Annotated in this window: 19 protein-coding genes; 5 read left to right on the top strand and 14 right to left on the bottom strand. The window is 64.8% G+C overall.

The annotated features are described in order from the left end of the window. Positions 1 to 17: 17 nt before the first annotated feature. The 6 genes from Q0071_RS00690 to Q0071_RS00665 all read right to left on the bottom strand — a co-directional run bounded on the left by Q0071_RS00690 (position 18) and on the right by Q0071_RS00665 (position 3,760). On the bottom strand, positions 18 to 443 hold the full coding sequence (locus Q0071_RS00690) for a DUF3617 family protein (protein WP_298164141.1): 426 nt from the start codon (positions 441 to 443) through the stop codon (positions 18 to 20). 261 nt (positions 444 to 704) lie between these two features. Further along, positions 705 to 1,391, bottom strand: a complete 687-nt coding sequence (locus Q0071_RS00685; protein ID WP_366885843.1) for an SDR family NAD(P)-dependent oxidoreductase — start codon at positions 1,389 to 1,391, stop codon at positions 705 to 707. After that, positions 1,328 to 1,759, bottom strand: coding sequence for a hypothetical protein (locus tag Q0071_RS00680; protein WP_298164220.1), 432 nt, complete (start codon positions 1,757 to 1,759; stop codon positions 1,328 to 1,330). The genes Q0071_RS00685 and Q0071_RS00680 overlap by 64 nt, the downstream gene beginning before the upstream one ends. 46 nt (positions 1,760 to 1,805) lie before the next feature. Beyond that, positions 1,806 to 2,504, bottom strand: a complete 699-nt coding sequence (locus tag Q0071_RS00675; RefSeq protein WP_298164138.1) for an SDR family NAD(P)-dependent oxidoreductase — start codon at positions 2,502 to 2,504, stop codon at positions 1,806 to 1,808. Continuing rightward, positions 2,501 to 3,094: a 2-hydroxychromene-2-carboxylate isomerase gene (locus tag Q0071_RS00670; RefSeq protein ID WP_298164136.1), complete on the bottom strand. Its 594-nt coding sequence runs from the start codon at positions 3,092 to 3,094 to the stop codon at positions 2,501 to 2,503. The genes Q0071_RS00675 and Q0071_RS00670 overlap by 4 nt, the downstream gene beginning before the upstream one ends. A 75-nt stretch (positions 3,095 to 3,169) precedes the next feature. After that, positions 3,170 to 3,760 (bottom strand): TetR/AcrR family transcriptional regulator, encoded by a 591-nt coding sequence (locus Q0071_RS00665; RefSeq protein WP_298164134.1) that lies wholly within the window; start codon positions 3,758 to 3,760, stop codon positions 3,170 to 3,172. A gap of 249 nt (positions 3,761 to 4,009) precedes the next feature. On the opposite strand from Q0071_RS00665, the gene Q0071_RS00660 reads away from it, so the two are divergent. From Q0071_RS00660 to Q0071_RS00650, 3 genes are all read left to right on the top strand, one after another. Further along, the gene (locus Q0071_RS00660; protein WP_366885840.1) at positions 4,010 to 4,783 is read left to right on the top strand and encodes an SDR family NAD(P)-dependent oxidoreductase; all 774 of its coding nucleotides are present in this window, start codon (positions 4,010 to 4,012) and stop codon (positions 4,781 to 4,783) included. Positions 4,784 to 4,809: 26 nt separating this feature from the next. Further along, the gene (locus tag Q0071_RS00655) at positions 4,810 to 5,430 is read left to right on the top strand and encodes a 2-hydroxychromene-2-carboxylate isomerase (protein WP_298164130.1); all 621 of its coding nucleotides are present in this window, start codon (positions 4,810 to 4,812) and stop codon (positions 5,428 to 5,430) included. 96 nt (positions 5,431 to 5,526) lie between these two features. Further along, positions 5,527 to 6,411 (top strand): crotonase/enoyl-CoA hydratase family protein, encoded by an 885-nt coding sequence (locus tag Q0071_RS00650; protein WP_298164128.1) that lies wholly within the window; start codon positions 5,527 to 5,529, stop codon positions 6,409 to 6,411. Here Q0071_RS00650 and Q0071_RS00645 read toward each other — a convergent pair. Further along, a complete protein-coding gene (locus tag Q0071_RS00645; RefSeq protein ID WP_298164126.1) occupies positions 6,358 to 9,582 on the bottom strand; it encodes a hypothetical protein in 3,225 nt (1,074 codons plus the stop codon). The genes Q0071_RS00650 and Q0071_RS00645 overlap by 54 nt on opposite strands. Positions 9,583 to 9,742: 160 nt before the next feature. Further along, positions 9,743 to 10,708, bottom strand: a complete 966-nt coding sequence (locus Q0071_RS00640) for a helix-turn-helix domain-containing protein (protein WP_298164124.1) — start codon at positions 10,706 to 10,708, stop codon at positions 9,743 to 9,745. A gap of 679 nt (positions 10,709 to 11,387) precedes the next feature. On the opposite strand from Q0071_RS00640, the gene Q0071_RS00635 reads away from it, so the two are divergent. Continuing rightward, positions 11,388 to 12,503 carry an OmpA family protein gene (locus Q0071_RS00635; protein ID WP_298164122.1) on the top strand — a complete coding sequence of 372 codons (1,116 nt, stop codon included), beginning with the start codon at positions 11,388 to 11,390 and terminating at the stop codon, positions 12,501 to 12,503. A 67-nt stretch (positions 12,504 to 12,570) separates the two neighbouring features. Here the strand turns inward: Q0071_RS00635 and Q0071_RS00630 are convergent, their stop codons facing one another. From Q0071_RS00630 to bdcA, 5 genes are all read right to left on the bottom strand, one after another. Beyond that, positions 12,571 to 16,848, bottom strand: coding sequence for a chemotaxis protein CheB (locus Q0071_RS00630; RefSeq protein ID WP_298164120.1), 4,278 nt, complete (start codon positions 16,846 to 16,848; stop codon positions 12,571 to 12,573). A gap of 245 nt (positions 16,849 to 17,093) precedes the next feature. After that, complete coding sequence (locus Q0071_RS00625; protein WP_298164118.1) at positions 17,094 to 17,285, bottom strand: Thivi_2564 family membrane protein; 192 nt, start codon at positions 17,283 to 17,285, stop codon at positions 17,094 to 17,096. 152 nt (positions 17,286 to 17,437) lie between these two features. Continuing rightward, the gene (locus Q0071_RS00620) at positions 17,438 to 18,178 is read right to left on the bottom strand and encodes an SH3 domain-containing protein (protein WP_298164116.1); all 741 of its coding nucleotides are present in this window, start codon (positions 18,176 to 18,178) and stop codon (positions 17,438 to 17,440) included. A 63-nt stretch (positions 18,179 to 18,241) separates the two neighbouring features. Then, positions 18,242 to 18,649, bottom strand: a complete 408-nt coding sequence (locus tag Q0071_RS00615; protein WP_298164114.1) for a glycine zipper 2TM domain-containing protein — start codon at positions 18,647 to 18,649, stop codon at positions 18,242 to 18,244. A 262-nt stretch (positions 18,650 to 18,911) separates the two neighbouring features. Next, positions 18,912 to 19,625 carry an SDR family oxidoreductase gene (gene bdcA / locus Q0071_RS00610; RefSeq protein ID WP_298164112.1) on the bottom strand — a complete coding sequence of 238 codons (714 nt, stop codon included), beginning with the start codon at positions 19,623 to 19,625 and terminating at the stop codon, positions 18,912 to 18,914. Between the two features lie 140 nt (positions 19,626 to 19,765). Here bdcA and Q0071_RS00605 point away from each other — a divergent pair, with 140 nt between their 5' ends. After that, entirely contained in the window at positions 19,766 to 20,665 is a 900-nt protein-coding gene (locus tag Q0071_RS00605) for a LysR family transcriptional regulator (protein WP_298164110.1), read from the top strand. A 59-nt stretch (positions 20,666 to 20,724) separates the two neighbouring features. Here Q0071_RS00605 and Q0071_RS00600 read toward each other — a convergent pair. Next, a partial coding sequence (locus Q0071_RS00600) for a sodium/proton-translocating pyrophosphatase (RefSeq protein WP_298164108.1) occupies positions 20,725 to 21,147 on the bottom strand: 423 nt, incomplete at its 5' end.

Here is a 21,147-nt window from a genome sequence, read left to right as displayed (position 1 = left end):
GGCCGTCCAGCGCCGCCTCACGGTTTGCAGGCACCCAGCCAGCGGCCGCTGTAGGTAGCGTTCAGGTTCATGAACATGGCCTTCATCCGCCCGGTCATGGCAAACCGGCCCGCCTCGTGCGTGCCGGACCACAGGCCGCGAATTCGGCCCATCGGCCCCTTGCATAAAGTCGAATAGCTCGCCGTGCCACCCGCGACCTTGAGATCGGTAATCACGCACTGCGGCGCACTGCTGTCGGCCTTGGGCGGCCTGATGCGGATCGGAGCAGCCGGATCGTGTACCAGCGTGGCGGCATCGAAGCAGACTTCTTCGGCGCCGCCGCGCGCATTGCCTTCCGGCCCTGCGCGCATCGAGCGAGTCACGGACCAGAGGCCTGGCTTGAACGCAAAGGCGGAAGGCTGCGGCACCTGGGCCTTGGCGCCCACCACCAGCACCGATGCCATCAGCACAAATCCCGCCGCGCTGGATGCAAGTTGGAGGGCTGTCTGGCGATTCATCGTCAATCCTGTGCGCAAATAGGGCAGCAGGCAGCGGGCAGCGCGGAGCAGAGGTGTGATCTTCATGCCACCGAACTGGGCCAGACCTGTCACGCTGCATTGCCGCAGCTGACAAAAAGCTGACACAAACGGGGGCGGGTCTTGCCCGCCCCGCATTCGTAACGGGTTCAGAAATGGACGCCGAAACCGGTCAGCACCAGAGTGCCGTCAGAAGGCGGCTCGGTAGCGCGCAGCCGGCTGGGTCTCGCTGAACGGCAGCATGATCTGACGTGCGGACTGGAATGCTTCCCATTGCGCGGCATCTTGCAGCGGAGGAATGGTCACATTCTCGCGCCGGTCGAACCCCACCAGCGCGGCATCGACCAGATCATTCACGTCCATCATTGCCGGAAGTGCACTGACGTCTGCGCCGGCCCGCTCCCAGATCTCGGTCCTGGTTGCTGCAGGCAGGACCGCCTGCACATAGACCCCCTTGGGAGCCAGTTCGAGCGCAAGGCTTTGGGAGAGGAACAGGATGAAAGCCTTGGTGGCGCCGTAAACCGTCATGCCGAATTCGGGAGCCAGCCCGACGACCGAGCCGATGTTGATGATCGCGCCTTCACCGGCTGCTGCCAAGCGCGGCGCGACGGCACTGGCGAGCCTGAGCGGCGCGGTTGTGTTGAGGGCGACAAGCCGGGCAACGTCATCGATCGGCTGTTCGATGAAGCTTCCGCCGACGCTGGCTCCGGCGTTGTTGACCAGCACGCCGATGCGGTTGTCGTCCCGCAGCCGCGCTTCGACCTGAGCAAGCTCGTCGGCATCGGTCAGGTCGGCCTTGAGAACATCGATCTTCACGCCGAACGCATCGCGCAGCTTTGCCGCCAGCGTTTCCATGCGCGCCTGGTCTCGCGCCACGAGAACCAGATCGTGTCCGCGTGATGCGAAGCGGTTAGCGTAGGTGGCACACCGCCCATCACGCTGCCGTGCCCGCCGCCGCCATAATAGCCCAAGGTCTGCGCCCCGCATGTTTCGCGCACCACATTCAGCTTGCCCGCGATCTCTGCAATCGCGACGTCCCAGGTGATCTCGTCGAACCCGCCAGCAGCATTGCGGCGCAGCGGACTGGTCAGCCGCAGCGCGCGATCATTGGCGTAGAACGGCAGCCGCCCGGCCTTCTGGCAGATGTAGCCAAGCGACTTGGGATTGTCCTTGTCCCCGCGCACGCGCTTCATCAGGCCATCTTCAACCTCGACCTCGATGCCGCAGTTCACATAGCAGAGGATACAGGCCTACTTGCGCGTCACGGTTTCAGGCATGGCCCGCTGCTTCCTACCAGTTCTCTCGGTATGGCCTCACTTCGGCAAGGAACGACCAGGCCGACCGGTCCTGATGCACCAGATGGAAGACCTCGTCAGCAATCGCTGAAGGCTTGATGAAGAAGTCGTCCTCGGCGGTGGAATAGAGCTTCCGGGCCCAGGGGACGTCGATCACGGCATCGATGATCAGATAGGCGACATGGACGCCTTTGGGCCCCAGATCGCGCGCGATGGATTCGGCCAGAATGCGCTGGGCGGCCTTGGTGGGGGCAAACCCGGCAAACTTGGGGCGGCCGCGCTGCGCCGAGGTGTTGCCTGTGACGATGATCGCGCCTTTGCCTTGCTCGATCATCAGCGGCGCAGCCCACCGCGCCAGATGCAGCAGCGCCATCACGTTGACATCGAAATTGGCCTGCAGCGTTTCCGGCGCCACTTCCTGAAAATCGGCAAACGCGCCGCCGACCGCATTGTGGACGACGACCTCGGGCGCTCCTGCACGCGCGCGGATGCCTTCGAGCGCTGCGTGGAGGGCCGCTGTGTCGGTGACGTCGCACGGCACCGCGAAGGCATCGGGCAATTCGGCAACCAGCGCATCAAGCCGCGCCGCGTTGCGGGCGATCATGGCGACCTGATACCCGCCGGCAATGAACCGCCGGACCAGCGAACTGCCAGTGCCGGGGCCGACTCCGGTGACGACCGCGAGGGGCTTCATGCCGCCACCGCCCCGGCTTCTGCCAGAGCTTCGCGCAGGAACTCGAGCCGGTCATTGCCGAAGAACATCGTATCGCCGAGGAAAAAGCTGGGCGACCCGAACACGCCTTTTTCAGCGGCGACGGCGTTCGCGGCTTCGAGCAGGGCTTCCAGATCGTCGCCATCCATCCGGTCGGCCAGATCCGCGCTTCCCGCAACGCCAGCCGAGGAGAGCAAAGCCGCGATCTCTTCGGGCGAGCCAAGTGGTGCAGGCTCTCCCCACATCGCCTTGAATAGCGCTTCGGCGGCCTTGCGGCGTTCGGGGCCATCGGGAACGGCGAGCGTCGCGCGCAGCAACCGCCGTCCTTCAATCTCGCGCATCTTGGGATTGGGGTTCAGCGGTACGCCGTAGCGGCCAGCCCAGCGGCCAAGGTCGGCGTTCGCGTATTGGCCTTTGACCTTGCAGGTGATCGTGGTCGGCGTGTTGCCCACGCGCTTCATCACATCGATCACATCAAAGGGGTGCAGCGTCAGATCAAGGTCGCCGATCTGCGTCATCGCCAGATAGGAATAGGGGCTGCGATAATCGAAATGGAAAGCCACTGCCGCCACGACTCATCTCCTCGATGCCAGACCGGAAAATGAGTATGATGAGCATCATGCAAAATCAAGCCGGATATCCAGCCGTCAGGACTTGCGCCCACCGTGCAGATCCGCAAGCTCCAGAATGGACTTGCGCGCATGCGCCAGCACGCGATCGGCCAGCGGATCACCAGCCATCACGCGCGAGATCATCATCGCGCCGATCATCATCGACCAGGCGGAAGCCGCAAACTGCTCCGTATCCTGATCTGCCTCGCCCACGGCTTCACCCATGAGTCGGAATCCCTTGGCAAGTTGCTGCGCCATGATGGCGCGCACTTCCGGATCGGCCCGCCCAACCTCTCCGGCAAGCGTGGGAATGGCGCAGCCGCTGCTGGGGTGATCGCGGTGCGCGGGGCTGAGATAGCTGTTGACGATGGATTTGACCGTGGCGCCGCGCTCGCCGACGTGGGCTGCAACAGCCTGGTCGCCGTCGGCAAGCGCCTGCTCGAGCGCAGCCGCGATCAGCTGGGCGCGTGATTCAAAGTGCCCGTAGAACCCGCCATGCGTGAGGTTTACTGACTTCATCAGTTCGCCAACGCTGATCCCGTCAAGCCCGGCTTCGCGGATACGCGTGGCGGCAGCGGCCAGAATGCGCTTTCGGCTTTGTGCCTTCTCGGCCCTAGAATGCCCCAATTGCGGCCTCCATCTGCATCGGCTTTCCTTCTCACCATGATTTTCATCATGCTGAATACTCAGCGCTCGGTACAGCGCGGTGGCAAAGAATGCCAGCCATTCCTGCCCGATTGAGCGCCAATCTAGCGCGAGTTACGCGCCTCCGGTGGGGAGGAGAGCAACTCGCTTGACCATCTGAATGATAATTATCATACAGATGGTCAAGCGTGGGCCAGCCAAGCCGGAATTTGGCTGAAGCGAAACCGCCCGATGCAGGAGAGGCAGATGGAACAAGCCGAGCAACTTCAACCAGCCCGCAAGGACGTATGTCTGGTAATTGGCGCAGGCGACGGTGTCGGCGGGGCGATCGCTCGGGCTTTCGCAGGCGAAGGCATGGCGGTCTGCATGACCCGGCGGGCCCGCAATCTGAGCCAGCTCGAAGCGCTTGCCGAGACGATCCGTGGTGCGGGGGGCGAGGCCCATGCCTTTGGCGTCGATGCGCGGTCCGAGGCGGAAACCACCGACCTGTTTGCAACCATCGAACGGGACATCGGGCCGATTGCCGTGGTCGTGTTCAACATCGGCGCAAACGTCCAGTTCGGCATTCGTGAGACCACGACGCGGGTCTTTACCAAGGTCTGGGAAATGGCCTGTCTGGCGGGTTTTCTCGCCGGGCGGGAAGCGGCCAACGTCATGGTCCCCCGGCAGCGGGGCACGATCATCTTCACCGGGGCGACCGCCAGCATTCGTGGGCGCGAGCGGCTGGCCGCCTTTGCCGCCGCCAAGAACGGCCTGCGCGCCGTGGCCCAGTCCATGGCGCGCGAACTGGGCCCGCTTGGCATTCATGTCGCGCATGTGATTTGTGACGGGGCAATCGACGGAGTCTTCACGCGCTCGCGCTTTGATGACGTGACGCCGCTGCTGGAGGAAGACCTTATCCTCAAGCCCGACGAAATCGCCCGGAACTACGTCATGCTGCACCGCCAGCAGCGGTCGGCCTGGACGCACGAGCTCGATCTGCGCCCGTGGCGCGAGCAATGGTAAATCTGAACGGGTCAGGGAGAACACCAGTGAGCAAACCGGCCATCGAGTTCATCTTCGACTTCGGCAGCCCCAATGCCTACCTCGTGCTGAAAGTCCTGCCGGGAATCGCGAAGTGGCATGGCGCTGAGATCAAGCTCATCCCTTGCCTGCTCGGCGGCATCTTCAAGGCGACGGGCAATCAGGCGCCCTTCAATGCCTTTGCCGGCATCAAGGGCAAGCTGGAGTACGACCGGCTCGAAATGCAACGCTTTGCCACCCGGCATGGTCTGACCGCGTTCCGGATGAACCCGCATTTTCCGATGAACACTCTGGCGCTCATGCGCGGCATGGTGGCCGCGCAGTATCTCGGCGTGGCGGAGACCTATGTAAGCGCCGTGCTCGCCGGGATGTGGGAGCACGGCGAGAAGATGGACGACCCCGAAGTCGTTCTGGCCATATTGAACCGCAGCGGGCTGGATGGTGCGCGCCTGCTGGAACTGTCGACCAGCCCCGAGGTCAAGGCCGAACTGGTGGCCAACACTGAAGCCGCAGTTGCGCGCGGCGTGTTCGGCATTCCGACCTTCTTGGTTGGCGAGGAGATGTTCTTCGGCAAGGAGCGCCTTGGCCAGATCGAGGAACTGCTGAGCGCGCTCCCGTCTGGGGCGTGAACATCTGCATTTCAGAAATCATCCAGATTTGAGGCCAAAGTTGGCGCTGAAGCGCGCGCAGTACGCGATCCATTCGAACACCCCGGGAGCACAGCAATGTCTGATACGTCTGCAGGCCGCGTCACCACCGAACGGCACGATCGCATTCTGAAGATCGTGATCGACAATGTGGCGAAGAAGAACGCCTTCAGCCCGGAGATGATGGCCCAGCTTTCAGATGCGCTGACCGTGCTCGAAAACGATGATGCCTTATGGGTCGGTGTCCTTTGCGCCGAGGGCGGCTCGTTCACCGCTGGCCTCGACATGCCCAAATTCTTCGGACCCACGGCGACGGTAAAGCCCGATCCCGAATGCAATATCGATCCCTTTGGCCTTGCCAATCAATGCACCAAGCCGATCGTCACGGCTGTGCAGGGCATCTGCTACACCATCGGTATCGAACTGATGCTCTCTGGCGATATTGTCGTCGCGGCGAGCGATGCGCGCTTTTGCCAGATGGAAGCCAAGCGCGGGATTGCGCCCTTGGGCGGTGCGCATTTCCGCTACACAGCGCGCGCAGGGTGGGGCAACGCGATGTACCACCTGCTACTCTGCGACGAATTCAATGCGGCAGAGGCCTATCGCATCGGTCTGGTTCAAGAGGTTGTCGAACCAGGTGAACAGATCGACCGCGCGATGGAGCTCGCCCGCATCATCGCCGCGAATGCGCCCCTCGGCATCCGCGTGACCAAGACGGCAGGGCGCAAGTTCATCGAAGCGGGCGAACAGGCTGCGATCGGCGCCATCCCCGCACCATTGCCGCTATTCATCCATTTAAACTGTCAGTGTTTTCTGGATGGTTGGAGGCTTGCCCGCCTCCATGTTGGAAAGCGCACGGCCGACGAGGAGGCGGATGACGGCCTTGTGCGATCAAGGCCTAGGCCGCGCCTACCAGGCGAAGGTCATACCGACCCGTCCTCCGCTCGAACCTTTGACTGTTGATCCGGCCACGCCCGCATTGAAATAAACGTGGTCGCTGGCCTTGACCACGGCGGAACCCGAAAAGCCCTGCTGGCCCCGGTAGGTGGCGAGGTTGAATGAAACGGCGAACCTGGCATCGGCGGGCATCAGCGTGCCGCCCATCGCCATCGCCGCAGCGATGCCGCCATTGGCGTCGCGGCGATTCGTCTCGACCTGATTGCCCAGCCGGCCGAGCCCGGATTCGAGCGCGGTCAGGCGTGCGCCTTGGGCTGCGGTAACTGCCTCGATTGCGGTCGCCCGCGCGTCTTGCGCTGCATCCCTGGCCTGGATTGCGGCGATCTGGGTCGAGTGGACGGTACTGGCGGCTTCCACGCTGGCGATCTTGGCATCCTGCACGACGTTTTGCGCCAGCGCGGTGTTGGCATCGGCGGCGGCAGCATCGGCGCTCGCCTTCGCCGCGGCCGCGTTTGTCAGCGCGGTGTTTGCTGTGGTTTGCGCGGCAGCAGTCGCGGCCGCGTTGCCAGTGGCCGCCACAGCCTTGAGCTGCGCGAAATTGACCGCGTCGGTGTCTTGTGTGCCCGCAGCAACATTGGTGATCTGGCGCTGCAATGCAGCACTGCCGACCGAGACGGAGTTGGCGCGATCCGCGCTTGAGCCATAGCCTATCGCGACAGAATCGGCGGCGCTGGCGGTGGCCGTTGCGCCCAGCGCGAGGCTGCGGTCGCCGCTGGCAGCGCTCGATTGGCCAATGGCGATGTTGCCCGCTTTGCTGGCATTGGCCTGATCGCCGATCGCAAGGGCGGAATCGCCATCGGCAATGCTCAGGTTGCCCAGCGCCACGGCGGCGGCTCCGGTGGCCGTATTGTCGGCACCGATGGCGACCGCGCCGGTGCCAGTGGCGATATTGGGATCGCCGATCGCCACCGCACCATTGCCCTTCGCCTGATTGAGGTAGCCAAGCGAGACGGATTTGCCTGTGGCCAAGGCCCCTACGCCGAGGGCCAGACCTTGGCCATTTGGCTGATCGCTGGCCGAGTCCAGCTGGAGTGCAAATTTGACCTGATCGATACTTTTGATCACGTCGGTCAATTGCCCATAGTTTACGGCCTCGTATTGCGAGAGGCCGTTGGCGACATGGGTCAATGTTCGATTGTAGGTGCCATAGCCAAACGAGACGGAATCGGCCTTGTCGGCATTGGAATTCTGGCCGATTGCAACACTGTTCATGGCTGGCGCGTAGGCGCTGAAGCCAATGGCCGTACTGTTCTTGCCGAGGGCTTTTGCGTATGCGCCGATAGCGAGGCTGGCATCGCCGCTGGCAATGGCATGTGCGCCGCCGGCCATGCTGAGCTCTCCGCTGGCCTCGGTAAACGCGCCCAGCGCGACATTTTCGAACGAACTCGCCGTGCTCGCGCGGCCGATTGCGATGGACTCCTGAGCCGTTGCCTGCGCAGCCCAACCCATGGAGATGGCCGAGACATCAAGCGCCTTTGACTCCAGGCCGAGGGCGATGGAACCTGTTGAAACCGCCTCGTTGCTTTCACCGATGGCGACCGTGCCTGTCCCGTTGACCGCATTGAGCCGGCCAATCGCGACGCCCTTGAAGCTGGCATTGGTATCCCCAATCACCACCCCGATGTTCTGATTGCTGAGCGTGTTGCCGACGCCGGCCGAAACAGCGGAACCGACCGTCACCTTGCCGCCATTGCTGGATGCGACCCGGGCATCGAGCTGGCCAAGGTTGACCGCATCGGTTGCCGAAGTGCCGGCGGCAACGTTCACCAGCGCACGTTCCGCGCCGCTCGTGCCGACTGAGACGACATTGTTGCGGCCCGTCGTCGATCCATTGCCGAGCGCAATGCTGTTCGTGCCTGAGACGATGGTACCATTGCCAAGCGCCATGCTGTTGGCGCTGTTGGCAGCGGCATTCACGCCCAGCGCCAGCGCATTGTTGCCCGCTCCCTTGGCGCCAGCGCCAATCGCGGTTGAAAGCAGGCCCGAAGCCTTTGCGGAGGCCCCAAGTGCGAGCGCCTTGTCCTGAGTGGTTTCGCTGCCGTCGCCGATGGCGATGCTCGCTTCTCCAGTGGCGACAGCGCCCGTACCGACCGCGACCGCCTTCTTGCTGGTGGCCGCGCTGAAAGCACCGACTGCTACCGCGTCGTCGGCCATAGCATCGGCATCCGTGCCGAGCGCCGTGCTGTAGGCCCCCGTCGCGCGGCTGTTGTTGCCAAGGCTGGCGGCCCCTTCCGCGCTTGAAAAAGCGGCATTGCCGACGGCCGTGCTGATCAGGCCGGAGGCCGTGCTGGCCGCACCGAAGGCGGATGCGCCATTTGCTGTCGCCCGGCTGTCCACGCCATAGGCGCTCGAGGAAGCGCTGCTGGCGGTGCTGCCCTGACCGGTGGAAGTCGCGCTTTCGCCCGCTACTGCGCCTTGCCCCAGCGCCGTGCTGCGATAGCCGTTGGCCGCTGCGGCCTGGCCGACAGCGGTCGAAAGTCCAGCGGTTTCCGAGGGCCCGCCATCGCTCTTGGCAACCGCGCCCTCGCCGATAGCGGTGCTGTTTTCGCCCAGCGCCTGCGCGCCTTTGCCAACGGCGGTGGACTTGACCTCGCGCGCCTTGCTGAACGCGCCAAATGCGCTGCTATCTGTGGCTTCCGCGACGCTTTCCGCGCCCGTGGTCGTGCTGTTCAGCCCATTTGCCGCGCTGAACGCGCCGATGGAAGTCGAATAGTCCTGCGCGGCGTTGCCATAGGCGCCCAGCGCCGTCGCCTCAGTGCCCGAGGCGCTGCCATTGACGCCCACCACAGTGGCCAGCCCGCTGGACGCCGCAGCGCCGGAGCCGACCGCAATCGTCTGATTTCCGGTGGCGCTCGCACCGCTGCCCAGCGCTGACGACTCCGTGCCGGTCGCCTCGCTGTTGGCGCCGATGGCCGTGGTGTCTGCGTTGAAGGCGTGGGCGGCGTGGCCGAGCGCGGTGGCCTGCGTGGGCACAGGTGCGGGCGGCGTTGTGCTGACGCTTGCGCCAGAACCGCAGACGAGGGTCTGGAGATCCGCATTGGCTGCGCAGACTCCGCTTGCCGGCGGCGGCGATGTGCCCACGGCCTGGCCTTGCGCCGCGCCGGCCACGCCAAGGATCGCGGCCATGCTCGCGCTCGACAGCAGAAGGGTTCGCGAAAAACGATTGGTGCGGTTCATGACACAAGATCCCCCGGTTCTTGGCCGCCGCGCCTTGTTGTCTTCAGCCGGGGCCGGTGCTCATCACTTCCGGGGACAGTCTATCGCTGGCCAAGGGGAGTTCTCCTCAGCCCGCGCCAATCATTGCTCATTCTCCGCCATGGGCATTTTTCGGAAGGGATCAGCCTTCGCCCTGTCGCCATTCGCGCGGGGTCAGGCCGAAGGCCTGCTGGAACTGGCGGTTGAAGGTCGCCAGCGAATCGAACCCGTTGGCGTAGGCGATGGTCGAGATCAGCTGTCCCGCCGCCGCCGGATCGCGCAGGGCGCGCTTGCATTTGTCGAGCCGGATGCGGCGCAGGCACAAGGTGAAGCTGTCCCCATGCACTTCAAACGCGCGCTGCAGTGTCCGCTCGGACAAGCGCATGTTCTCTGCCACTATGGCTGCCGACAACGCTGGATTGCTCGAATGGCGATCGATCAGCTTGCGCGCCAGATTGAGCCGCCCCCGTTCGACAGCGGTCGAGATCGGCTCACCATTCCCGTCCACCGCGCCATAGGCGGCAGCGACCAGCCCGTAGAAGGCATTGAGCGCCATGTCGGCGGCAAAGCTGTCCAGCCCGGGCAATTCGCTTGCCAGTGTTCCGAGATAGGCTGTGAGCAGGCGCGCCGCGCCGCCTTCTCCGGAGACTTTCCGTGTGGGCACATAATCGGGCAGTTTCCCGCCGATACTGGCGAGATGGCGCTTGTGAAAACGGTACAGCCGCGTGCGTGAGGGTATTTGATCGAGCGGTTTCAGCCGGGAGGGCAGCACCGGATGATAGATATACATGTCACCCGGTGAGAGGTGAACGTCGTCAACCGTGTCGAACAGCGCGACTTCGCGCGATTCCAGTTGCTGATAGACCCACAGGTAGTTGTCATCGACGTGGCTGACAAAATTCTTGCTCTGGATCGTTTCGTGCGCAGTCGATCTGCTCTCGACAATTTCGAAATCGCCATAGTGACGCATGACCATCGAGCCGGAAAAGCGCAGCCGGTCATCCCGTTCCAGACTAAGATCAGCCTCCTGGAAGTTGTTGCCGACCAGATCCCGCCAGAAAGGATACCGGTCCTGCGGCCGCAATACGTCGGTAGAAAACTCGATCACACGCTGTTCGGTTGCCCGCCCCAATCCCCGATTCCGAAGATATCAAGCGCCCCCATGAGTGTCAATCATTGCGGAAAGTTACCATGAATCATTGACTTAACTTTGTTCTCTAAAAGGCTGGCGGCACTTGATGTCCTCGCGCCTCTTTAGAAAATTTATGAGAAATTTGGGAATGAATAGACAAAACAATTAGTAATTTAATTACATAGGCAATGCAATTTTTACAGAAGTTCGTTCGAAGCTCCATAACATTCTTTACGACGATACTGCTATCCTGTTCTCCGCCGTCGAACAATTCGGGGCATGCTCTAGCCCTTGACTGCATTCGCGGTACTCACCGATGCCAAAGCACCGAGTACGATCGTGCGCTGTTTGCCATCCCTTGACCACTTGTAGCCAGAGGCTTCCGCCTGACCCTCGTCCGCAGGGCTGGCTGCCCCACCATGGGTATATTCCGAAGCTGTGCCCGGCCGCGCTGGCGGGCTACCCACCGTTCGACGTTGGCGATGGCCCGCGTCCCTAACCCTAGAAGACCCGATCGCCACGGCCAGGTTATTCGAGCCGCCCCGCCTCTGCCGGGCTGCCGGACCTGTTCGGCGTCAGGCCGCCGCCGATCCTGCTCCCCCCTCTTACCTCGTGGCCGCATCTTGCGGCTTCACCAAAAAAGAACGGATACTTCATGAGGAAAATTCTCGTCGGCCTGATGCTGGCCACCAGTGCGCTAGGCACTAGCGCCTATGCCTCCGATGCCGGGCCCTACATCACCCTGGAAGGTGGCGCGGTAAAGCAGCAGCGCTCGGATGTCAGTGGCCCAGGCGGCTATGAGCACACGGATCGGTTCAAGACCGGCTGGGAAGCCGGCGGCGCGATCGGTTATGACTTCGGCCATTTCCGGCTTGAGGCGGAAGGGTTTTATGCCCGTTCGAAACTGCGCACCCAGACGCGCCCGGTCGGAACCCCGCTGCCGAATGGTGAATTCACCTCGAATGGCAATCTCTCCGGCGAGACCAGCACTTGGGCCGGCATGGCCAACGCGCTCGTCGGTCTCGGCCATTGGGGCGGGATCAAGGCCTATGCCGGCGGCGGTGTCGGCTATGCCCGGACGCGGCTCGCGGAGAACCTGCCCGGCGCGGTATCGCTCAACGATCGCGCGCATGGCTTTGCTTGGCAGGCGCTCGCCGGGCTGACGGTGCCGCTCGGCCGCAATGTCGATTTCGGCGTGAAGTACCGCTACTTCCGCCCCGACGGTGCCGACACGTTCCTCGCCGCCGATGGCTTCTCGCGCAAGGCCGACTTGCGTTCGCATTCGCTGCTGGCAACGCTGACGTTCAGCTTCGGCGGCCCCGCCGTCGAACCGGAACCCGAGGCTGCTCCGCCGCCGCCCCCGCCGCCGATGATGGCGCCGCCTCCTCCGCCCCCGCCGCCCCCGCCGCCGGTGGTTACCTGCAACCGCGGCCCGTTCATCGTGTTCTTCGATTGGGACATGTCGGACATCTCGCCCGAAGCGGCCAGCGTGCTGGACAACGCGGTGCAGGCGTACGGCAACTGCTCCAACGTCGCCATCATGCTCGCCGGCCACACCGACAGTTCGGGCTCCTCGAAGTACAACCTCGGCCTCTCGTCACGCCGCGACAGCGCCGTGCAGAGCTACCTGACCGGGCACGGCATCGCTGCCAGCGCGATCACCAGCCAGGCGTTTGGCGAGACCAACCAGCGGGTGCCCACGGCAGACGGTGTGCGCGAAGTGCAGAACCGCCGCGTGGAGATCAGCTACGGTCCGGGTTCGGGCTTCTGATCGCACAGGTTGCGGACATGGGGCCGGCAGCAATGCCGGCCCCATTGGCCGTTCCGCCGGGCGGGGATCAGCTTTCGATCATCAGGACCTTGCGGGCGAGTTCGGGCAGCGAACGCACGCCCATGCGGTGCATGATTTCGGCGCGGTGGTTCTCGACCGTGCGCTGGCTGATGCCGAGGTCCGCCGCGATATTCTTGCTGGGCTCGCCCGCAAGGACCATTTCCATCACTTCCTTCTGCCGCGTGGTGAGCGCGGCATAGCACGCTGCCGCTTCGGCCTGCGCGACATCGGCGATGCGGATCGTGTGCGATTGCTCTGCCGCGCGGTCGATGCTCTCCATCAGCGCATCGCGCCCAACGGGCTTGGTGATGAAATCGCACGCACCGGCGCGCATCGCCGCCACCGCAAGGCCGATGTCGCCATCGCCGGTGATGAGGATGACTGGCAAGTGATCGCCCCGCGCGCGCAATTCGCCCAGCAGGCCGATGCCGCTCAGCCCCGGAAGATGCGCATCGACCAGCAGGCACCCCGGGCGCCCCGCGCGGTAGACAGCGAGGAAGTCCTCGGCATTGGCGAAGTCCTGCACTTCGCGGCCATGCGCGGTGAGCAGATTGCGGATCGCTTCGCAGACGTGCGGTTCGTCGTCGATCACATAGGTCACCGGCACGACTTGCGTGGTGTGGCCCGGCGGAAAGGCGATGACCGGGGGCGGCGCCGGCGGACACAGCGATTCCACTGCGCGCAGCAGCGCGGCCGGGTTCACCGGTTTCTTGAGATGGATGCAGTCCGCCTCGGCAATGCTTTCGCGCGCGGCGGTAGAGATATCGCCGGTGAGCACGATCGCGGGGAGCGGGCGGTTCAGCCGCGATCTGAGCGCCATGAGCAGGTCCACTCCGCTCTGGCCTGAAGGCAGGTTGTAGTCGGTCAGCAGGATATCGGGGCGGATCGCGCCGCCCGCGATCAGCCGCAAGGCTTCTGCCGCATCGCGCGCACAGCTCACCATATGGCCGTTATCCCGCAGCAACTGCGCGACGAGTTCGAGCAGATCGGGGTCATCCTCCACAACCATGACAGCCGAGGGACGCGCAATCGGATCGGACTTCGGATCGGGCAGCGGATCGCGCGGAGGGGGCGGTGGCAGGTGCGCCGCACCCTTGCGCAGCGGCACGGTGATCGCGAAGACCGAGCCGCGCCCCGGCACGGAACGGACATCGACCGGATGGCGCAGCAGCCGGCCCAGCCTGCGCACGATCGAAAGGCCAAGCCCCAGCCCAAGACCGCTCTCGCGCGCGGGATTATCGACCTGGTGGAACTCCTCGAAGATGCTTTCGAGCTGCGAGGCCTCAATGCCGATGCCGGTATCCCACACCTCGATGCGCAAGGTTTCGCCGCGCCGCCGGCAGCCCAGCAGGATGCGTCCGGTGCGCGTGTACTTGACCGCATTGCCAAGGAGATTGCGCACCATTTGCTCGAGCAGGCGCGGATCGCTTTCGATCCAGGCCGCGCTCGGCATGAAGCGCAGCGAGAGATCGCGCGCTTCGGTGACCGCGAGGAACTCGCCGTGCAGGCGGCCCAGCATCTCGCCCGCCGGGAACACCGCGGTTTCGGGCTGCACCGCGCCCGCCTCGATCTGGCTGATGTTGAGCAGCACGTCGAGCATGCCGGAAAGCGCGCCCAGCGTCTTGTCGAAGCGCGCCATGAGTTCGGCAGCGCGTTCGCCGGTGACGTTGGGAGCGAGGAAGTCCTTGAGCAACGCAAGCGCCTGCAGCGGCTGGCGCAGATCGTGGCTTGCGGCGGCGAGGAAGCGCGATTTGGCGGCGTTGGCGCGCTCGGCCTCTAGCTTGGCTTCCTCCAGCGCCGAGGTGACGTGCTTGCGATCGGTGATATCGGCAAAAGTGATCACCACGCCTTCGATGCGGCTGTCGTGCGCCCGGTAAGGGAAGATGCGGCGCACGTACCAGGTATCGCCGGGGGCGCGCACTTCGCGCTCGATCGTCGCCTCGTTGTCGAGCACGCGCTGTGCGTCGCCGAGCAGTTCGGGGTCGTCGGCAATCGGCCTGAGGTCTGCCAGAGGGCGCCCCACATCGCTGGCGATCACGTTGTAGAGCGGACTGATCGCCGGGGTGAACAAGCGGATGCACAAGGCCGCATCGAGGAACATCGTGCCGACATTGGTGCTGAACAGCACGTTCTGGAGATCGTCCGACGCGAGCCGCTGGCGGTCGAGCGTTTCCTGCAGCTGGCTGTTGAGCGCGGTCAGCTCCTCGTTGAGCGATTGCAGCTCCTCCTTCGAGGTGAGCAGTTCCTCGTTGGTCGACTGGAACTCCTCGTTGACCGAGAGCGCCTCCTCGTTGATCGCCTTCTGCTCCTGATTGGCGATCTCGCGGTCGTGGATCGAGGCCTGCAGTTCGGCGTGCGCTTCGACCAGCTCGCGTTCGAGTTCGGCGATGCGGCTGGCCTGCTCCGGGGCGAGGTCTGCCTGCGAAGCACCGCTGCTTGCCGGCTGTTCGGAAAAGCAGACGAGGATGAGCTCTTCCGCCGTCTCGACGAGGAGCTCGGCCGAGATGGCGAGATCGATCTGCGCGCCATCGATCGTCAGTCGCGCGGTGCCGCCATTGACGCGCGGCTCATCGCGGCTGACACGCCGGATCGCCTGCCGCAGCCGTGTTCTCAGGGTTGGAGAGGCCATGCTGAGCAGATCCTGCGTGGGATACCCGGGCGTCACCTGAAGAAACCGGTGCGTCGGCCCCATCGAGAAGAGGCATTCGTGTCGCTGGTTGACGAGCACCGCAGCAGGCGCGTGATTGGCGAGCACGGCCCGGCTGCAGATATCCGCGAGGCTGCGGCGCACGGCCGCTGATTCGTTTCCGGCGCCGGCCAGCATGGGCAGCTTGCCATCAAAGCTCAGGGGAAAACCCGGCTCGCCCGGGCGGGTCCGCGCGACGTGGCGGTAGCAGCATTCGGCGCGGGCCACCGGCGCGAAGCGGGGGTCGGGCTTGGCGATCGTCTCCGCTGTGCCGAGCAGCAGGAAGCCGCCTTCCTTGAGCGCGAAATGGAACAGTGAAACAATGCGGCCCTGCGCTGCCGCATCAAGGTAGATCAGCAGGTTGCGGCAGGAGATGAGATCGAGCCGCGAGAACGGCGGATCGCTGAGCACATCTTGCACCGAAAACACGACATGGTGGCGCAGCGCCGGGACGACACGGTAGCCAGTATCCTCCTCGGTGAAGTAGCGCGCCAGCCGCTCGGGCGGGACGACCGCCGCGATATCGTGCGAATAGAGCCCCTCGCGCGCGGCGGCGATGGCGTCGGGGTCGAGGTCGGAGGCGAAGATCTGCAGCTTGAGATCGCGCCGCACGCCCGCCAGCGCATCGTGGCAGACCATCGCGATCGAATAGGCTTCCTCGCCAGTGCTGCAGCCCGCCACCCAGATGCGCAGCGCCTGCCCCGGCTCCAGCCGTTCGATCAGTTCGGGCAGGATCTCGCTCTCGAGGCTTTCGAAGACGTTGGGATCGCGGAAGAAGCTGGTCACGTTGATGAGCAGGTCGCTCGCCAGCATCGCGCATTCCTCCGCGTCGCCGCGCAGCCGCTCGGCATAGGTGGCCATGTCGCCTGCGGTCATCGATAGCAGCGCCATGCGCCGCGCGATCCGCCGGGTTATCGTTCCGGGCTTGTAGTGGCTGAAGTCCTGCCCGGTCGTGTGCTTGAGGGCGGCGAGGATCGCGGCAATGCCGGCGGAGGTATCGATTTGAGGCTGCACGCTGGCGATGAAGCCGGGGCGGGTGACGCGCGCGGCAAAGGCGATCAGCACTTCGGGCATGGCCGCCAGCGGCAGCACGGCATCGACGAGCGCGGTATCGATTGCGGCTTGCGGCATGCCCGGATGTTCGGCTTCAGCCGGGGTCTGGGCCAGAATCATTCCGCCCGCCGCATGCAGCGCGGGGATGCTGTGGCTGCCATCGCCGCCGGTGCCGGACAGGATGATGGCCGCGCTCTGGCGCCCGCACGAGGCGGCAAGCGAGCGGATCAGCGAATCGAAGGGAAGGCGCACGCCGTGCCCTGCCTCGGGCGCGGAAAGCCGCAAGGTTCCCGCGCGCACCGAAAGGTAGCGGCCCGGGGGGATGACATAGACATGATCGGGCACGAGCGGCCGGCCATGCACGGCTTCCACCACCGGCATCGCGGTATGCTCGGCCAGCAGTTCGACCATCAGGCTCTTGTGATGCGGATCGAGGTGCTGGACGACGATGAAGGCCATGCCGGTCGCCGCCGGGAGCGCATCGAACAGGCGCGAGGTTGCCTCAAGCCCACCTGCCGAAGCCGCGATCGCGACGATCGGGAGCACCGCCCGTGGCGGCAGGTCTTTCCTCTGTGGTGGTCGGGCTGGATCGCGCGGCGGGGTTACCACCGAAGGAACGAGGCGGCATGCCCCGTGCATCGGGGGCGCTTGCCGTGTGGTCTCTTCGTCATGTTCTACCCCTCGTGATGACAGCGCCTAACACACCTTGTCACCACTCACCCTATTGCAAATGCCGCGAGCCACCGGCCGACAGGCCGATGGCTCGCTTCTTCAGTCAGCAATGGCAGCGTTCAGCCGCCGACGTGGATCGAATTGAGCGAGGTGAGCAGCCCGAATACCTGAAGCAGCCACAGGACCACCGCAATCACCACGACCGCGTTGAGGATGGATTTGATCTTGCGGTCCATCGGCAGATAATTGTTGATCAGCCAGAGAATGACCCCGACCACGATCAGAACGACGATGAGATTGATCAGCGACATGACGTGAACCTCTTGCTGGGGGCCCTGCATTCAGGGCCCGTGGTATCTTGCAAGAGCGTGCCGAAACCTTGCCGCAGCATAGGTCCCGGCACGCTCCCGTGAGTCTTGGCCCGATCTTGCGGGAGGGGAGGCACTATCGAGCCGAGACGCAGTCAGTGTTGTGGCCGCCTGGCAGCTTCAGCGGAGGTGGGGGGCTGGTTAGGGGCCTGGGCGGTACCGGCGCTGGGCCCCATCTGGCGATCAGGCTGCGGTGTGGTGCCGCCGTGATCGGGGAACTGGTAGGGCTCTGCGCTGTAGCGGGACATGTCCGGAGCGCCGCGCCGGTCGTCAGCCTCGCGGGTGCGGCGCTGTTGTTCCTCGATCTGCCGGTTGTCGCTGTGAAGATCCCGGCCATGCTGGCCATCGGTCCGCCGCCGATCGTGGCTTCGTCCGCGATTGCGATCGGAGTCCCAGTCCCGGTGCTGTTCGCGTTCACCCCATTCCGGGCGATAGGCATTGTCGTATTGCGACTGCCACCGCTGGCGCTGGCCGTAGAACTGGCGGCCGCGATAGTGGTTGTCCCAATAGGAGCCGAACGCAAACGTGGTTACGCCCACGCCCATGTTGGCCCCGATGCCGCGGCGGCGGCCATTATGCTGGACGCGCAGGGCTTCGCCTGAGATCCATCCGCGGTTACCCCGGTAGGTGACATCGCACCAGGTCCAGTCGCGCAGGCAGCCATAGACATTGACCAGCGTACCGCGGCGGACTGTACGCACGGTGGGATAATCGCGCAGCGGGCCGGAATAGAGCCGGGTCGATGTGGCGGTGTAGCCGCGCATGGTCTGCGCCGTGGCGCTGGACAGCGGCACAGCGGCAGCAAACAGCGCTGCCAGAATCAGGATTGAGCGCATCAATTGGGCTCCCTTCAAAGTGTATGGGCGGCAGGAGGCAGCGCGCGTTGCGCTGCGGGCCGATCAGCGGCAGCGGACATTGCGCCCACGGTCGATCTGGCGACCGGCAACGCCGCCGACAACAGCGCCAAGCACGGTGCCAAGGGCTTCGGACCCGCCGGGTGCGATCACGTTGCCCAGCACGCCGCCGCCAATCGCGCCGATCACAAGGCCGGTGGTTCCATCGGAGCGGCGGCAATAATAGCGTCCGTCGTTTCCGCGATAGATCCGCTCATTGTTGTCCATCCGCCGCTCGCGATAGCGGCCGGAATCCTTGCGGTAGTAGCGATCGGCCTCATAGCCGCCGTAGCTCGGGTCGGGGCGGTTGTAGTCGTAGTTGCTCCACTGCGAGTTCATGGGTTCGGGGCCGCCATACTGGGCGCATCCGGCGAGGAGGCCGGAGGCGGCGACGGCCATCAGGATTGTACGCATGGGCTGTGCTTCCTTGTGCAGCGAGCCGGACGGAGCGGGATGCACCGACCGGACGTCACATGGGACACGTTGATCTTACGATCCTCCCGCCAGCGCGACAGGATCGGAAACTACCCACGCGGCGCTTCGCAAGCGCCGCTGCAAGCCATTCGCCCGCACGTACATTCCGCAATCGAAGCGTGAGGTTCCATGCGGCGCGCCATGCGAAAACGGGGCACCATTGCAGGCACCCCGTTCGTGACATGGCATGATGATCGTCCGTTCAGGCGCCGAAGCCGCCGTCGATGGTCTGCAGCGATCCGGTGATCATCGCGCCGTGGGGGCCGGCAAGATAGGCAGTCAGCTCGGCAATCTCGTCGGGCCGGGCGTGGCGCTTGATCGCCATGAAGCTGTGCATCGTCGCGGCCATCGGCCCTTCAGCCGGGTTCATGTCGCTGTCGGTCGGCCCCGGCTGGATGCTGTTGACGGTGATGCCGCGATCCCCGAAATCACGCGCGAGGCCGCGCACCATGCCCTGCACGGCAGACTTGGTCATGGCATAGGCCGCGCCGCCCGCGAAGGGCATCCGGTCGCCATTGACCGAGCCGATCACGATGATGCGCCCGTTGTTGTTCATGCGCCGCGCAGCCTCCACAGCGGCGTGGTAGGGCGCGCGGATGTTGACGTCGATCATGTGGTCGATGGCGTCCGGATCAAGCGTCAGCGGATCACCCATCACGAGGGTGCCGGCGTTGATCACCAGCACATCGAGCGGCCCACGGCTGGCGATCGTGGCGGCCAGCGCATCGCGGTCGGCGCTATTGGCCTGGATCGCCTCGGTACCGGTTTCGGCGGCCAGCGCTTCGGCGGCATCGCGCGATCCGGCATAGGTAAAGGCGGTGGCGGCACCGCTCGCGGCGAAGCGGCGCACAATCGCGGCGCCGATGCCCCGGCTGCCGCCGAGGATGAGGGCGGTCTTTGCGGCAAGATCAGTCATGGTCAGTCTCCTTGTTGTGGGGGGGCGGAGCGATCGGACATCCGGTCTGCGTGGCCCCTCTGCTGGACCTGAAGATGCCGATGATGCATCGTTCGCACTAGCCGCCCGATCCGGGTTCTTGCTGACGGAATAGCCGAACGATGATGAAGCTCGATGGCGTTGCCGCGTTCGTCACCACGGTCGATGCAGGCTCGATCAGCGCGGCGGCGCGGCGGCTGGGCCTCGCCAAGTCGGTGGTCAGTGAGCGGCTGGCCGAACTGGAGCGAACGCTGGGCGCGACGCTGATCCAGCGCTCGACGCGCCGCCTTGCGCTCACCAACAGCGGCGAGACCTTTCTGCCCCGCGCCCAGCGCATCCTGCGCGAGTTGGAAGCCGCCGCCTCGGAACTCGATGCGACAAGCGGCAAGCTCGCCGGGCCGCTGCGGCTTTCCGCGCCGGTCGGTTTCGGCACGCTACACCTGGGGCCGGCGCTGGCCCGCTTTCTTCAGGACCACCCCGATATCGAGCTCTCGCTGGAGCTTGACGATGCCTTTGTCGATGCGGCGACGGGTGGGTTCGATGCTGTGCTGCGCCATGGTGCGATTGGCGACGGACGGCTGATCGCGCGGCGGCTGGCCTCTAGCCGCCGCCTGCTGGTGGCCGCGCCGGACTATCTGGCAGAGCATGGCGTGCCCGCAAGCCTCACCGATCTCGAGGCGCATCGCGGCATCCTCTACGCCAACCGCACCGGCGACTGGCGCTTTGCCACGGGGCACGGCTGGACGGTGGTCCGCCCGCGTCCGGCGCTCAGGGTCAACAACGGGTTGGTGATGCGCGATGCCGCGCTTGCCGGTCTGGGCCTTGCCCTGCTGCCCACTTTCTTCGTCCACGAGGAACTGCGGCGCGGCGCGCTGGTTGAAGTGAACCCTGGCTGGCCGGCGGAAGGGGCCGAATTGTTCCTCACTTATCCGCGCGATCACGGCGCTTCAGCCAAGATCCGCGCGCTGGGCGATTGCCTGCGCCGCACTTTCGGCGATCCGCCCTATTGGGAAGCGACTTGAAACAAAAAAAGCCCCTCCGGTGAGGGAGGGGCTTCGAGGCTTTTCAGATCAGTGTTGGCTCAATGGCCAGCGTGCGTTGCCAGCGCTGCGAGCAGCAGCAGGGCGACGATGTTGGTGATCTTGATCATAGGGTTCACGGCGGGGCCCGCGGTGTCCTTGTAGGGATCGCCCACTGTGTCACCGGTGACGGCAGCCTTGTGGGCTTCACTGCCCTTGCCGCCGTGGTTGCCGTCTTCGATGTACTTCTTGGCGTTGTCCCATGCGCCGCCGCCCGAGGTCATCGAGATGGCGACGAAGAGACCGGAGACGATCACGCCGAGGAGCAGGGCGCCCAGCGCCGCGAAGCCGTTGGCCGGGCCTGCGACGGCGGCGATCACGAAGTACACCACGATCGGTGCGAGCACCGGCAGCAGCGACGGGATGATCATTTCCTTGATCGCGGCCTTGGTCACGAGATCGACGGTCCGCGCGTAGTCCGGCTT

Source organism: Novosphingobium sp., from assembly GCF_027486195.1.
GTDB lineage: Bacteria > Pseudomonadota > Alphaproteobacteria > Sphingomonadales > Sphingomonadaceae > Novosphingobium.
Note: the sequence above shows the minus strand (reverse complement) of the source record. Positions and strands in the feature narration are given on the sequence as shown.

Coding starts and splice junctions, on each gene's coding strand:
- Q0071_RS00690 (WP_298164141.1), bottom strand. CDS start 443: ATGGCATCGGTGCTGGTGGTGGGCGCCAAGGCCCAGGTGCCGCAGCCT.
- Q0071_RS00675 (WP_298164138.1), bottom strand. CDS start 2,504: ATGAAGCCCCTCGCGGTCGTCACCGGAGTCGGCCCCGGCACTGGCAGT.
- Q0071_RS00660 (WP_366885840.1), top strand. CDS start 4,010: ATGCAGGAGAGGCAGATGGAACAAGCCGAGCAACTTCAACCAGCCCGC.
- Q0071_RS00650 (WP_298164128.1), top strand. CDS start 5,527: ATGTCTGATACGTCTGCAGGCCGCGTCACCACCGAACGGCACGATCGC.
- Q0071_RS00645 (WP_298164126.1), bottom strand. CDS start 9,582: ATGAACCGCACCAATCGTTTTTCGCGAACCCTTCTGCTGTCGAGCGCG.
- Q0071_RS00635 (WP_298164122.1), top strand. CDS start 11,388: ATGAGGAAAATTCTCGTCGGCCTGATGCTGGCCACCAGTGCGCTAGGC.
- Q0071_RS00625 (WP_298164118.1), bottom strand. CDS start 17,285: ATGTCGCTGATCAATCTCATCGTCGTTCTGATCGTGGTCGGGGTCATT.
- Q0071_RS00620 (WP_298164116.1), bottom strand. CDS start 18,178: ATGCGCTCAATCCTGATTCTGGCAGCGCTGTTTGCTGCCGCTGTGCCG.
- Q0071_RS00615 (WP_298164114.1), bottom strand. CDS start 18,649: ATGCGTACAATCCTGATGGCCGTCGCCGCCTCCGGCCTCCTCGCCGGA.
- bdcA (WP_298164112.1), bottom strand. CDS start 19,625: ATGACTGATCTTGCCGCAAAGACCGCCCTCATCCTCGGCGGCAGCCGG.
- Q0071_RS00605 (WP_298164110.1), top strand. CDS start 19,766: ATGATGAAGCTCGATGGCGTTGCCGCGTTCGTCACCACGGTCGATGCA.